Source organism: Dehalococcoides mccartyi, assembly GCF_001889305.1.
In the GTDB taxonomy this organism is placed as follows: domain Bacteria; phylum Chloroflexota; class Dehalococcoidia; order Dehalococcoidales; family Dehalococcoidaceae; genus Dehalococcoides; species Dehalococcoides mccartyi_A.
This window is the reverse complement of sequence record NZ_CP013074.1, coordinates 517,893-531,035: the sequence shown is the minus strand read 5'-3', so window position 1 is coordinate 531,035 and position 13,143 is coordinate 517,893. Positions and strand designations below refer to the sequence as shown.

Annotated in this window: 13 protein-coding genes; 7 read left to right on the top strand and 6 right to left on the bottom strand. The window is 48.4% G+C overall.

Annotated features, from left to right (window positions below):
- Positions 1-9 precede the first annotated feature (9 nt).
- The 5 genes from rplI to ASJ33_RS02865 all read left to right on the top strand — a co-directional run bounded on the left by rplI (position 10) and on the right by ASJ33_RS02865 (position 4,487).
- Complete coding sequence (gene rplI / locus ASJ33_RS02885; RefSeq protein WP_041330722.1) at positions 10-465, top strand: 50S ribosomal protein L9; 456 nt, start codon at positions 10-12, stop codon at positions 463-465.
- Positions 466-1,842, top strand: coding sequence for a replicative DNA helicase (dnaB, locus tag ASJ33_RS02880; RefSeq protein ID WP_041330720.1), 1,377 nt, complete (start codon positions 466-468; stop codon positions 1,840-1,842). It begins immediately after the preceding gene.
- On the top strand, positions 1,839-2,549 hold the full coding sequence (locus tag ASJ33_RS02875; RefSeq protein ID WP_041330718.1) for a DnaD domain-containing protein: 711 nt from the start codon (positions 1,839-1,841) through the stop codon (positions 2,547-2,549). The genes dnaB and ASJ33_RS02875 overlap by 4 nt, the downstream gene beginning before the upstream one ends.
- Positions 2,473-3,885: an ATP-binding protein gene (locus ASJ33_RS02870; RefSeq protein ID WP_041330717.1), complete on the top strand. Its 1,413-nt coding sequence runs from the start codon at positions 2,473-2,475 to the stop codon at positions 3,883-3,885. The genes ASJ33_RS02875 and ASJ33_RS02870 overlap by 77 nt, the downstream gene beginning before the upstream one ends.
- 71 nt (positions 3,886-3,956) lie before the next feature.
- Entirely contained in the window at positions 3,957-4,487 is a 531-nt protein-coding gene (locus ASJ33_RS02865; protein ID WP_023652055.1) for an HNH endonuclease, read from the top strand.
- Here ASJ33_RS02865 and ASJ33_RS02860 read toward each other — a convergent pair.
- From ASJ33_RS02860 to lysA, 3 genes are read right to left on the bottom strand one after another with little or no spacing between them, the layout of a single operon-like run.
- Positions 4,476-5,309: a PSP1 domain-containing protein gene (locus tag ASJ33_RS02860; protein WP_023652054.1), complete on the bottom strand. Its 834-nt coding sequence runs from the start codon at positions 5,307-5,309 to the stop codon at positions 4,476-4,478. The genes ASJ33_RS02865 and ASJ33_RS02860 overlap by 12 nt on opposite strands.
- Before the next feature lie 2 nt (positions 5,310-5,311).
- A complete protein-coding gene (locus tag ASJ33_RS02855) occupies positions 5,312-6,331 on the bottom strand; it encodes an ATP-binding protein (protein WP_023652053.1) in 1,020 nt (339 codons plus the stop codon).
- Between the two features lie 13 nt (positions 6,332-6,344).
- The gene (gene lysA / locus ASJ33_RS02850; protein ID WP_041330715.1) at positions 6,345-7,649 is read right to left on the bottom strand and encodes a diaminopimelate decarboxylase; all 1,305 of its coding nucleotides are present in this window, start codon (positions 7,647-7,649) and stop codon (positions 6,345-6,347) included.
- Between the two features lie 137 nt (positions 7,650-7,786).
- Here lysA and ASJ33_RS02845 point away from each other — a divergent pair, with 137 nt between their 5' ends.
- A complete protein-coding gene (locus ASJ33_RS02845; RefSeq protein WP_041330713.1) occupies positions 7,787-8,491 on the top strand; it encodes an HAD family hydrolase in 705 nt (234 codons plus the stop codon).
- A gap of 11 nt (positions 8,492-8,502) precedes the next feature.
- On the top strand, positions 8,503-8,955 hold the full coding sequence (locus ASJ33_RS02840) for a YbhB/YbcL family Raf kinase inhibitor-like protein (RefSeq protein WP_023652050.1): 453 nt from the start codon (positions 8,503-8,505) through the stop codon (positions 8,953-8,955).
- Positions 8,956-8,961: 6 nt separating this feature from the next.
- Here ASJ33_RS02840 and glmS read toward each other — a convergent pair whose 3' ends face one another.
- From glmS to glmU (ASJ33_RS02825), 3 genes are read right to left on the bottom strand one after another with little or no spacing between them, the layout of a single operon-like run.
- Positions 8,962-10,743: a glutamine--fructose-6-phosphate transaminase (isomerizing) gene (gene glmS / locus ASJ33_RS02835; protein WP_041330712.1), complete on the bottom strand. Its 1,782-nt coding sequence runs from the start codon at positions 10,741-10,743 to the stop codon at positions 8,962-8,964.
- The gene (glmU, locus tag ASJ33_RS02830; RefSeq protein WP_041330710.1) at positions 10,744-11,925 is read right to left on the bottom strand and encodes a bifunctional sugar-1-phosphate nucleotidylyltransferase/acetyltransferase; all 1,182 of its coding nucleotides are present in this window, start codon (positions 11,923-11,925) and stop codon (positions 10,744-10,746) included.
- Between the two features lie 15 nt (positions 11,926-11,940).
- Positions 11,941-13,143 carry a bifunctional sugar-1-phosphate nucleotidylyltransferase/acetyltransferase gene (gene glmU, locus ASJ33_RS02825; RefSeq protein ID WP_023652047.1) on the bottom strand — a complete coding sequence of 401 codons (1,203 nt, stop codon included), beginning with the start codon at positions 13,141-13,143 and terminating at the stop codon, positions 11,941-11,943.

Below are 13,143 nucleotides of genomic sequence, written 5' to 3'. Positions count from 1 at the left end.
GGGGTTGGCATGAAGGTTGCTTTTCTGAAAGATGTACCCGGCAGAGGGAAAACCGGGGATGTAAAAGAAGTAAATGACGGCTATGCCCGTAACTATCTTATACCCAACAAACTGGCTATGCCGGCTTCTGCCTCGGTAACCAGCGAAATAGCAGCCAAACAGGCGGCTGAAGGCCGCCGCAAAGCTAAAGCCGAAGCTGAAATGGCGCAGTTAGCCAAAGAGCTTGACGGCACTAATGTAAGCATCAAGGCCAAGACCGGTGCAAAAGATAAACTTTACGGCCAAATAACTACCACTGTAATTGCCGCTGAGATTGAAAAACAAACCGGCAAAGCCATAGACAAACGCAAACTGGAGATGGCCGAACCTATCCGTCAGCTGGGCAACTACGAAGTAGTTATCCGTTTTAATAAAGATTTATCATCTAAAATAAACCTGATAATCACCGCTGAGGAGAACACTTAGTTGCTTGATGCCAAAATGCCCCCTTATGATGTAGATGCCGAGGAATCGGTAAGCGGCTCTCTGCTGATAGACGGGCAGGCTATTTTTGATATTATACCCATCTTAAAGCCGCAGGACTTCTTCACCGAACCCAACCGCCTTATCTTTGAAGCCTGCATGTCCCTTTACGGGCGGAGTGAAGCCATCAATCAGGTTACCGTAGCCCAGGAACTGGAACGGCTGGGCAAGCTGGAAAGATGCGGCGGGTCAGCTTACCTGAGCCATGTGGTTACGGTAGTGCCGACCTCACTGGATATTGAACACTATGCCCGCATAGTTTACCGTCTTTCGGTCATGCGCCAGCTAATTGAGGCAGGCCAAAAAATAAGCGAACTGGGATTTAAGGCCGACCCTGACGTATCGGATTCACTGGGCAAAGCCGAAGATTTATTATTCCGCCTGCGCCATGAACGCTCCAGTCTGGGCTTTACCCATATTAAAAATATTCTGGATAAATATTTTGAACCTGTGCCCATACCCGGCAGCGAGGGTTACCAGGCCATACCCCATGTACTTACCGGGCTGACCGGCATGGATACCTTCTTAGGCGGGCTGCAGCGTTCAGACCTTATCATTATGGCGGGACGCCCCTCCATGGGAAAAACCTCGCTGGCTTTGAATATTGCCCGGAATGCGGCGGTTGAACAGAGGGCTTGCACCGCCATATTCAGTCTGGAAATGTCCCGTGAGTCTCTGGTGCAGCGTTTGCTTTCCAACGAAGCCGCGGTAAATTCACGTTCCATCCGCCTGAATGAAAGCAGCCCTGACGAAGAGCGTAAAATAATGGATGCCATCGGCGTACTTTCTGAAGCGCCCATTTTTATAGATGACTCACCCCAGATAAGGGTGGCCGAAATACGGAGTAAAGCCCTGCGGCTGCGCTATGAACAAAATATAGACCTTATTATTGTGGACTACCTGCAGCTTATTCAGGGTGAGGGCAGCGGCAAAGAAAACCGGGTACAGGAAATAAGCTATATCTCCCGTTCGCTGAAAGGTATTGCCCGCGAACTGAACGTGCCGGTTATAGCTATATCCCAGCTTTCCCGCGCCCCGGAATTCCGCTCGTCCCATCAACCACAGCTTTCAGATTTGCGTGAATCAGGCTCTATTGAACAGGACGCGGATATAGTGGTCTTTATATACCGTGACGAGTTTTATTATAAAGAAGATGAATGGGCAAACCTCCACCCTGACCAGGAATACCCGCGCGAAATTGCGGATATTATCATAGCCAAACACCGTAACGGCCCTATCGGCACTGTAAAGTGCCGCTTCCGGCATGACTTGACCCGCTTTGAAAATCTGGGGTCAAGCACGGAGCCTAGCTTCTTATGAGCAATGCGCCATTATTCCCCGCCAGACAGGAGTTTACCCCCGTATCCCGCTTTTTTATCCACCGGGTAGCTCCCCTGATAGAAGATATGGCCGAACTGAAAGTAAGCCTGACGGTATTCAGCCTTATTCAGGCAAAAAAAGGCTACCCCAGATACACCACACTGGCTGAACTGGCAGCCGAAGAAACCCTGGTAAAAGCCTTGGGCAAAACGCGGGATGAAAGCCTGCAATCACTAGAAAAAGCCCTCCAAATGGCCGTAAAACGGGGAACCCTGCTGGGGCTGGAAGTAAAAAGCGGCAAACACCACCACCAGCTTTATTTCATAAATGCCGAATCAGAAGCGGCAGTGGTGGAAAAGATAAAAACCGGCAATCTGGTTTTGCCCGGCTTAAAAGAAGCCTCAACCGAAGTAATAAGCGGCCAAGCCGAACAGCCAAATATATTTAAACTCTACGAACAGAATATAGGCATGCTGACCCCCATGCTGGCAGATAACCTGAAAGAGGCGGAAAAACTCTACCCCGAAGAATGGATTGCCGAAGCCATAAAAGAGGCGGTCAGCTTGAATAAACGCAACTGGCGTTATATAGAACGAATACTGGAAAATTGGTCAAGTCAGGGAAAAAGCAGTGGAACACATAAAGGACATACTGGGGAAACAGATAAATATAAAGGGCAGCTCTTCGACCACCTCGTCCAAAGGTAAGGCGGACAAAGCGGCCGAGGCAAACACATGCCCGTTATGTAAAGGGGCAAAATTCGTGTACCCTGTTTCCGCCGAAGGGGTAACGGATTTTAGCCGTGTAATCCCCTGCCAGTGCACCCAGTCCGAATCCGGTGCGGACAGGGAAAAACGGCTGCTTACCTATAGCTGTCTGGGAGGTCTGCAAAAATACACCTTTGAAAAACTGAATTCGCTGGGTAAAACTGATGACCCGCACAGTCAGAATACATTTAAGCAAGCCTACGAGGCCGCCATGGATTATGCTTTCAACCCCTCCGGCTGGCTGGTTTTCACCGGACCAAGCGGTACAGGCAAAACCCATCTAGCAGCTGCTATTGCCAATAAACGCCTTTCCATGGGGCAGCCGGTTCTTTATAAAAGAGCATCTGAACTGATAGATGACCTGAAAAAATCTTTTGAGCCTGACAGCGAGTCCGGTTACAGTCAGAGCTTTGATATCCTCAAAAACGCACCCCTGCTGATAATAGACGACCTTACCGTTCAGAGCGGTTCGGACTGGTCAAAAGAAAAACTTGACCAGTTGCTTACTTACCGTTTCAGTCAGGAACTGCCCACTATTATTACCCTGTCTACACCTATAAACGAGCTTGATTCCCGTATCCAGAGCCGTCTGCTGGATAAATCTGTATCCAGAATATATCCGGTTGCCTCAAACCCGGAAGACACCCTGGAATACCGCTGGGATAATGCTCTGGCGCTTCAAAAGAAAATGACCTTTGAAAATTATGACCACAAGCGTGCAAACTTGACTGCGGAACAACGCCAAAATATAGATGCCGCTTACAATCTGGCTCTGGAATTTTCCCGAAACCCTGAAAGCTGGCTGGTGTTTCAAGGTGAAACCGGCTGCGGTAAAACCCATCTGGCATCAGCTATTGTCAATGAACGTTACCGTCAAGGCAAACCCGCTATGTTTGTGGTCGTACCCGAATTTTTAGACCACCTGCGTTCAACCTTCAGCCCTGAGAGTAAAACCTCTTACGACCAGATGTTTGATGCGGTTAAAAACGCCAAACTGCTGGTACTGGATGATTTCGGCGAACAATCAAGCACTCCCTGGGCTCAGGAAAAACTATATCAGGTAATAAATTACCGTTATAACCGCCGACTGGCTACGGTGATTACCACCAGATGTCAGTTGAGTGAGATAGAGATAGCCATAAGCTCACGCTTCGTTGACCCACAGATAAGCATGGTGTTTAACATCACCGCCCCTAATTTCCGCTGTGACAGCACCGGCCAGCAAAAACAGCGCCCGGTATCCCGTATGAACAGGACTACCCGCCCCCAACGCTAAGCGAACAAACTTGCCCAGTTATGAGATTTTGTTTAGAATAAACTTAATCTTTCAAGGGAAAGCGGTGTTTGATGGACAACCATCAGGTACTGGTCTTAAACCAAGACTATCAGCCACTAAACGTATGCCACGTACGGAGGGCTGTTTTGCTTATTTACCAGAGCAAAGCTGAAATGTTGGAAAACGGGTCAGGTTTCTGGCACTCTGAAAAAGACCGTTTTGCCTTGCCATCAGTTATACGCCTCTCCTGCCTCATAAAACACCCGCCCCTCCGCCCCAAGCTAAACCGGGCTGAAATATTCAGCCGTGATAAACACACTTGCCAGTACTGCGGACGCAGAGACCTTGAGTTGACTATAGACCATGTTAATCCCAAGCATCAGGGGGGACCCCATGTTTGGGAAAATGTGGTAACCGCCTGTCTGCACTGCAACCGCCATAAAGCCGGCCGCACCCCCGAACAAGCCCATATGAAGCTTATGAGTGCTCCGGGAGTACCCCAGTACAGATACGGTTATTCACTGCCCAGATCAAACGGCAGTATACGCCATGAATGGCGTCCTTACCTTGGGCTTGAAGACGAACCCAAATTAGCGGTGTAGCGAGGCATCAGGGCGGCGGCCTTCTTTGTCAGGGCGGATATCCTTCAAAGGCACTTCGGCATTAGCCCCGCTTTCCAGCAGTACAAATACCATTTCTTCCAAGGGGTTACCGCCAACCACTTCGCCTTTGCCTACCGGGGTGATTACCTTCAGCCCGTCCTTAGGCATCTTAGCCTTGGCGGCTTTGTAGGTTTCATATTCATAATCAAGGCAGCAAAGAAGCCTGCCGCAAACACCTGAAATCTTCTGGGGATTGAGCGGCAGATTTTGCTCTTTAGCCATTTTTATAGACACCGGGTCAAACTCACTCAGGAAACTGCAGCAACAAAGTTCACGTCCGCACCTGCCGTAACCACCCACCATCTTAGCCTCATCCCGCGGGCCAATCTGCCGAAGCTCTACCCTGACTCTCAGCTTGCGTGAAATTTCCCTGACCAGTTCACGGAAATCCACCCTGTCTTCGGCGGAAAAATATATGGTTACGTGGTTTTCATCCAGACTGTATTCCGCCCTTATAAGTTTCATGGGCAAATTCAGCCTGTCTACCAATTCCACACATTCCGCGACTGCACTCTGGTTTTTCTCTTCCAGCTGGCGTTCGCGGGCCATATCTTCAGCGGTAGCCAAACGGATAACAGGCTTCAGCGGCTGTTCCAGACTGCTCTCCTCTACCTGTGAAGGAGAGGCAACCACCCAGCCCAGTTCTTCGCCACGGCTGGTTTCCACCACTACACAGTCATACGGGTAAAGTTCAAAACCGGCCGGGTCAAAATAATATATCTTGCCGGCCTGTTTATAGCGTATCTTGACAATATTGACCATCTTTATAGTCCTTCCTTTACCAAGGGTAAACTAAGCATAAGCACCTCCAGACACAGTCTGGGATTGGCATTCGCCCGCAGCTGGCTTCGGGCTTTAAGTATATTATCTATAGCAATGCGTATATCTGCAAGCCCAAGTTTATCAGAGGCCATGTATAGTATATCTTTATAATCAATATTAGTCATGTTTTGGCTGGCATCAGCCTTCAGCAGAAGCATATCCCTAAATACGGCTAGCCACATATCCAGTACAGCTTCAGCCGCCATATGGTTTTGAGCAAACAGATTTGAGATATCAGAAGCATAATCAAAACGTTCTTCTTCGTCCTGCCCCAGTACCAATATAATCTTTTCTAAATTAGCTTTACGTTCTTCCAAAATTTCAGGGTTTGACGCTGCTTCCATCGCCCAGCCTATTCTGCCGTGGCTCAGGTGAGACAGAAGCTCGGCTTTTTCTTCAGCCAAACCCTGTTCAAGCAAAGCATCCCGGATAAGGTTTATCTCAACGTATCTTAACTCCAGAATCTGGCAACGCGAAATCACAGTGGGCAGCAAAAGTGATTTATCAGCGGTCAGCAAAATAAATATATTCAGGGAACCGGGCTCTTCCAGTGTCTTTAGAAGGCGATTTGAAGATTCCTGTGAAAGTTTTTCTGCATGGTGAATAATAAAAACCTTGTACTTTCCCTCAAACGGAGGCAAACTGGCGGCACGCTGGATATCCTCTACCTGTTTAACACCTATTTCAGCTTTGGCCTTGCCGTCAGAGGCATCTTCGGCCGAAAGCAACTCCAGATGGATAATATCAGGGTGATTGCCAGATAAAATACGCTCGCAAACCAAACATTCCTGACACGGGGGCTGTGATGCCTGACAATTAAGTGCCTGAGCAAAAGTTAGAGCCATCCGCTGTTTACCTACCCCTGACGGGCCGTAAAATACGTAAGCATGGCACAGTTTATCCTGACCGAGGCTGTTACCCAGAAAGGAGACGACCTTGTCCTGACCTATTATCCGCCACATATGAAAACCCGGCTTAGACCGAATCCAGATGGCTAAGGTCTTCCACAGTTTCACGCCGCCGTATCAGGCGGTCTTCACCATTTTTCAGCATTACTACCGCCGGGCGCTGATAGCCGTTGTAATTGCTGGACATAGGCAAACAGTAAGCCCCGCAGCAGGGCACTGCCAGTATATCACCTGTCTTGAGGACAGGCAGCTCAATATCGGTTATAAGTATATCACCGGATTCGCAAAACTTGCCGGCTATAGTTACCTTTTGCTTTTCAGCAGATTGTACATTGTTTGCCACCACAGCTTCGTACTTTGCCTCATACAAAGCCGGGCGGATATTATCCCCCATGCCCCCGTCCACCGAGGCATACAGACGAATGCCGGGGATATCTTTGATAACCCCTACCGTATACAATGCAACCCCTGCCTGAGCGATGATAGCCCGTCCCGGTTCAATATTCAGGCTTGGAGGGGCCAGTTTCAAACTATGACATTTAGCTACAATCTTAGCACCGATAGCCTCTGCATAAACCGATACCGCAGGTGCAGGCTTGTCTACTTCGTACTGAACACCATAGCCGCCGCCGATATCCAGTTCTTCTATGTCAAAGCCATAACGTTCCTGAACCTGAGCGGCAAAATCCAATACCAAATCTATGGCATCAAGGAAGGGCTGAGTTTCAAATATCTGGGAACCGATATGGAAATGAAACCCTACCAGATTTAAGCTGGCCTGAGCCATAGCCAGACCTACCGCTTCAGCTGCCTGGAACAGAGGAAAACCAAACTTCGAATCCAGCTTGCCGGTAGTAATATGGTGGTGAGTGTGGGCATCAACTCCGGGGGTAAGCCTGAGGAGTATATCCGGTATGTGCCCGCTTTCATCCGCCAATTTTGAAAGCAATTTGATTTCATCAAAACTATCTACTACAATCCGCCCTACATGCAGCCGGAGTGCCAGCCGAAGTTCCTCGGCAGATTTGTTATTTCCGTGGAAATAAACCATATCCATAGGAAAACCGGCATTATTGGCTATGGAAAGCTCTCCGCCTGAAACCACATCCAGACTCATACCTTCTTCGGCCAATATTTTCAATAAAGCCGGATGTAAAAAGGCTTTCGAAGCGTAACTGACAGAACTGTCAGCATAGCGGCGTGAAAATTCCCGCTTGAAATCTCGGCAATTCTGGCGGATGGTAGACTCGTCAAAGATATAAAGCGGCGTGCCATGCTTGGCACAAAGCCCGGTAACATCCGCTCCGCCAATAACCAGATGATTATTTTTTACTTCAGTGTTTTTGGGGAATAATTGTATTCTTGGTTCCATAATTGCTTATCATACCAGTGGTTACACAACTGCGTCAATGAATATTGCCATGAAAATATGCTAAAGATTGGCTGAATTTGCTTTAACTTATTTTATTGGTCTAGAATGGAATGCGAAATACTACCCTGGAGTACCAAATGATAAAAGGTGTTTTCTTTGACCTGTATAATACCCTGATAGGCTACCAGCCCAGCCGTGAAGAGATGACTCAAAAGCTGCTTTCGGAGATGGGCTACACGATAATAGAAGATGACCTCTACCTGCCTATGAACAAAGCGGACGAATATTTTTACCAGCAAAATGCCCAAAGCCCTATAAGCCTGCGGGAAAAAGCAGAACAGATGGCAGTTTGGAGCCACTATTACCGGATTATTCTTGAGGCAATAGACATTGAGGCGTCACCCGAGCTGATAACCAACCTGATTGGCCGCTGGAAAAATCTGAAATGGGAAATGACTCTCTACCAGGATGTAATACCCTGCCTGAAGAACCTGAAAAACCGAAACCTGAAAATAGGGCTGATTTCAAACGCAGATAAAGATATGTCCGAACTCTTCAATAAGACCGGACTGGATGCCTATCTGGAAACAGTAGTAATATCTCAGGATGTAGGTGTAACCAAACCCAATCCCATTATTTTTCAGGCGGCTTTGGAAAAAAGCGGCCTTGCCGCCAAAGAGGTACTATACATAGGTGACCAGTATCAGGTAGATTATATAGGAGCGATGAATGTCGGGCTGAATCCCATTCTGCTTGACCGGCGTAACTGCTATATTGATTTAAGTGATTGCCGCAGGATAACCGGCCTGGATGAACTGGAGTATTGCATAGACAATACGTAAAGGAGGCGGATATGCTTCTGGGTAGTAGCGCTTTTGCCTGCGGAGAGTATATTCCCCGCCGTTTTTCCGGTTTGGGCGGCAATATTTCACCACCCCTCCACTGGATGAAACTACCGCAGGGCACCAACAGCCTGGCCCTAATACTGGAAGACCCGGACGCTTCCAAAGCCTTTACCCACTGGCTTATCTACAATATCCCTTCCAATCGTAACAGCCTGCCCGAAGCTGTTCCCACTGAACCCAACCTGCCGGATGGTATCCGTCAGGGATTAAACAGTGCCGGCGAAATAGGTTATACAGGTCCTTATCCCCCACCCAACCGGGTGCACCACTATCATTTCCGCCTGTTTGCACTGGATACCGCACTTAAACTGAAAGCCGGCTGTCACCAAACAGACCTCTTAAGAGCTATGGAAGGGCATATCATTGACCAGACAGACCTTACCGGGCTGTTTGTAATCTGAATAAGACTATTCGACAGTGACACTCTTAGCCAGATTCCGGGGAGTATCAATGGAACAGCCCAACTCACAGGCTACGTAATATGCCAGTAGCTGCAGTACTACAGTAAAAAGTATGGGACTAAACAGACGGCTGAAAGACGGCAGGCTTATTACCCTATCTGCTAACTGGCCAAGCTGTTCGTCTCCAGCTTCACCGATAACAATCAGGGGGGCACGGCGCACTTTTATTTCCCTCAGCCCGGTCAGCATAGCTTCGTAGGTTTGGTCACGGCTTACCAATGCCAGCACAGGTGTTTCCGGAGAAAGCAATGCAAACGGTCCGTGTTTAAGTTCCCCTGCCGCATAACCCTCCGCATGAATATACGAAATCTCCTTGAGTTTCAAAGCACCCTCAAGGGCTATGGGATAGTTAATCCCCCGCCCTATAAAAAAGACGCTATTAGCTTTGGCTATTTCTAAAGCAGCCTCTTTAATGTTTTGCTGGCTACCAAATACTCTTTGAACAACACTGGGCAAAAGACGCATAGTGCTTAGATAATCCTGATAACGCGGGTTTGCAGCAGAGGCACAGGCAAAACACAAAAAATACAGAACTGTCAGCTGGGCAACAAAGCTCTTAGTAGCCGCCACCCCTATCTCCGGCCCTGCCTGAGTATATATAGTATGATCTGCCAAACGGGCAGCCGTACTGCCGGCTACATTTGTTATGGCTACCACCATACAGCCGGCTTGCTTTAAGCGGCGCATCGCCCGTAAAACATCTGCTGTTTCACCTGACTGGCTGAGCACCACGGCCAGTTTGCAGGGAGGTAAACGATGCATATAGTTGAACTCTGAAGCCACCTCCAGCCGGACTGGTATGTTCAGATGCTCTTCCACCAGATAACGGACAGTCAGTGCTGCATGATAGGAACTGCCGCAGGCTAAAAAAAGGATACCTGTTTTGCGGCTCTGCTCCAGTAATGGAGACTTATTAAAAGATTCCGGTAAGGGCATATTTATCAGAGTATTTTGAATAACCCGCGGTTGTTCGTGTATTTCCTTTAGCATATAGTGGCTGTAGCCACCCTTCTGTGATTCATCCTGAGTCCAGTTTATTTTTTCCACCGGAGGCACAATGTACTCACCATTCCGGCGTATTTTGAGATTATCAGGGTTTATAATGCCGATATCACCCTCATCCAGATATATAACCCTGTTGGTATACCCCAAAATGGCAGGTACATCTGAAGCAACCAGATATTCTCCGTCACCTACCCCTATAACCAAAGGACTATCCTGCCGCACCGCCACCAAGGTATTTTCCCCTGAACGCATAACCACCAGAGCATATGAACCCTCTATTTCCTTCACTGCCTGACGGACGGCTTCTTCCAAGTTTCCTTTGTCGTACTCCTCTATCAAATGAGCAATAAGCTCGGTATCAGTATCCGAAACTATCTTATGGCCATTAGCCTCAAGCCGTTTTAAGAGTTGTGAATAGTTGTTTATAACCCCGTTGTGCACCAAACAAATTTTGCCGGTGCAGTCTGTATGTGGATGGGCATTTATTTGGGTTGGCTCACCGCAGGTGGCCCAGCGGGTATGCCCCAGACCGGCTGTACCCTCAAACCGGGGGGCATTTTGAAGTATGTTATGGACTTTGCCTGCATCTTTAAAAAGCCTTATCTCAGGCGAGTTTACGGCTATACCGCAGGAATCATACCCCCGGTATTCCAAACGGCACAAACAATCATATAAAACAGCCTGCGCCTGGCGTTTACCGGTGTAGCCCACTATACCGCACATCTATACCACCAAACTGCCGTCAGGTATACTGCCCGAAAGCGTTTTTAAAGGGGCTATGCGGCTGGAATTGCCCACCACCGTACCGCTTTGCGACACGACAGAGTTACCCACGATACAGCCTTCACCCATCATGGTGCCGACTTTTATTTTATGCAATTCATCATTTATGCGGGTCTCTACCTCGGAGGAAGTGGCATTGAACTGGCCGCGAAGCACGCAGCCGCGGTCTATCACCGAATCTTCAATAACCGAAGCTACCCCGATACTATTGCCGCTGTAAATAAGGCTGTTTTTTATCTGGCAGAAAGGGGCTACCGTTACATTATCTGCAATGCTGGAGGAAGGGTAAATACAAACACTCGGGCCAATATCACACCCCTCACCTATTATAACCGGACCGGTAATATATGAATTTGAACGGATAACCGTATTTTTGCCAATCAGTACCGGCCCTTTTATTACCACACCGCTTTCAATAGTGCCGGCTACCCCCGGCTTAAGCTCGGCCGATACTGCCGCATTAAGTGAAAGCATATCCCACGGGTAGACTATATCCAGCCAAAGTCCATGGCTTTCTGCTACCTGTATATCCAACTTGTCTTTTATCATGGACTGCAAAACCACCGGAATATCCAGATGCTCGCCGATATAATCAAAAACTTTCATTGAGAAAGAGTAAATGCCGGTATTTATAAAACTGCTTTTGGCTATACTGGGTTTTTCCTCTATGGAAGTTAACAAGCCACCCGAAGAAGTTATCACCCCGTATCGTCTGGGGTCTTCGCCGTTTACGGCTTTTACCATAACCGCCTGCGGCGGTTGTTTTGCAAACTCACTTATGGTAGAAGGCTTGATAAGCTGGTCTCCGTTCAGAACCAGAAAATCCCCTTTGATTTTATCATTTGCCTGTTTAAGAGCATGGGCTGTGCCCAACTGATTTGGTTGGTGAACATAGGTTATCTGCACCCCCAGATGCCCGCCCTGACCAAAATAATCAAATATACGCTCACGCTGGTAACCTACTACCAAAATAATATCCCGGATACCATTTCGGGCGAGGGATTCAATAACATACTCAAGCAGGGGTTTGCCCGCAATAGACAGCATCACTTTTGACTTACTTGCGGTAAAAGGCCGCAGGCGTTGTCCCTCACCGGCTGCCAGTATAACTGCTTGTTTCATATTTCACTCCCTGCCTTAGCCGATATATGAGTTTGGCTCAATAAGCCCGCTCACAACCGCACCGGGCCCTATGCGGCTGCCTGAGCCTACAAGAACGCCCGGATTAAGACTTACATTAATACCGGTCTCAACCCCATCTCCCAAAACCGCACCCAGCTTGCGACGGCGGGTATTGACACCCCCAGCTGAAATATCCGCACCATCAAAACGCAGATTAGCCAGCTTGGTTCCGGCACCCAGATTACAGTTTTGTCCGATTACACTATCCCCCACATAATTAAGGTGGGGTATTTTGGTATTATCCATAATAATAGAGTTTTTTATCTCAACCGAAGCACCAACCCGGCAATTATCCCCTATGGAAGTAGACGGGCGGATATAACAATTCGGACCTATATCACAGTTTTTACCTATTATCACCGGCCCTTCTATATACGCACCCGAACGGATAAGGCTACCTTCGCCTATTTCCACCGCCCCCTTGATAACCGCATTTTCCTCTACCTTGCCGCAAATACGTTGGCTAAGGCTTTTAAGCATGGAAGCATTCAGGTCAAGCAAATCCCACGGGTAGCTGACGTCCTGCCAGTAAGTAAGCGGGCGGTAACCCACCGCCAGGCCTCTGTCAATAAGCAGCTGGATAGATGAGGTTATTTCATATTCGCCCCGCGGTGACAGCGGAGTATCGTCTATGGCTTTAAATATCGGCGGGGTAAACAGGTACAAACCGGCATTTGCCAGATTGGTAGGCGGATTTGCGGACTTTTCATGGATACGTTTTACACGTCTGCCGTCTGTTTCAAGCACACCAAGGCGGCTGGGGTCTGATGCTTCAAAAACACCCAGCGTAGTTTTGGCAGATGCCGCCAGAGCGGCGATATCTGCTGATTTTGCCAATATATCTCCGTTCATAACCAGAAATTCAGCCTGAAGCTGGTCTTCAAGCTGCTTTAAGGCATGGGCGGTACCCAGCTGGCGGTTCTGCTGGCAATAGCTGATTTTCAGCCCCCATTTGGCACCGTCTGCAAAATACAAACGCACCTGCTCATCACGGTAACCCACCACCAGTATAAACTCCGTGATACCGGCAGCGCTGACCTCCAGTAATAGGTGCTCCAAAATAGGCTTGCCCGCAATGGGCAGCATAACTTTGGGACGGGTAAATGTCAGCGGGCGCATGCGGCTGCCTTCGCCTGCCGCCAATATGACTGCCTTCAT

What these genes read in the sequence shown, in the direction of transcription:
- ASJ33_RS02865 (WP_023652055.1), top strand. Translation starts at nt 3,957, where the DNA reads ATGGACAACCATCAGGTACTGGTCTTAAACCAAGACTATCAGCCACTA.
- glmU (WP_041330710.1), bottom strand. Translation starts at nt 11,925, where the DNA reads ATGAAACAAGCAGTTATACTGGCAGCCGGTGAGGGACAACGCCTGCGG.
- glmU (WP_023652047.1), bottom strand. Translation starts at nt 13,143, where the DNA reads ATGAAGGCAGTCATATTGGCGGCAGGCGAAGGCAGCCGCATGCGCCCG.
- glmS (WP_041330712.1), bottom strand. Translation starts at nt 10,743, where the DNA reads ATGTGCGGTATAGTGGGCTACACCGGTAAACGCCAGGCGCAGGCTGTT.
- ASJ33_RS02845 (WP_041330713.1), top strand. Translation starts at nt 7,787, where the DNA reads ATGATAAAAGGTGTTTTCTTTGACCTGTATAATACCCTGATAGGCTAC.
- ASJ33_RS02860 (WP_023652054.1), bottom strand. Translation starts at nt 5,309, where the DNA reads ATGGTCAATATTGTCAAGATACGCTATAAACAGGCCGGCAAGATATAT.
- lysA (WP_041330715.1), bottom strand. Translation starts at nt 7,649, where the DNA reads ATGGAACCAAGAATACAATTATTCCCCAAAAACACTGAAGTAAAAAAT.
- ASJ33_RS02840 (WP_023652050.1), top strand. Translation starts at nt 8,503, where the DNA reads ATGCTTCTGGGTAGTAGCGCTTTTGCCTGCGGAGAGTATATTCCCCGC.
- ASJ33_RS02875 (WP_041330718.1), top strand. Translation starts at nt 1,839, where the DNA reads ATGAGCAATGCGCCATTATTCCCCGCCAGACAGGAGTTTACCCCCGTA.
- rplI (WP_041330722.1), top strand. Translation starts at nt 10, where the DNA reads ATGAAGGTTGCTTTTCTGAAAGATGTACCCGGCAGAGGGAAAACCGGG.
- ASJ33_RS02855 (WP_023652053.1), bottom strand. Translation starts at nt 6,331, where the DNA reads ATGTGGCGGATAATAGGTCAGGACAAGGTCGTCTCCTTTCTGGGTAAC.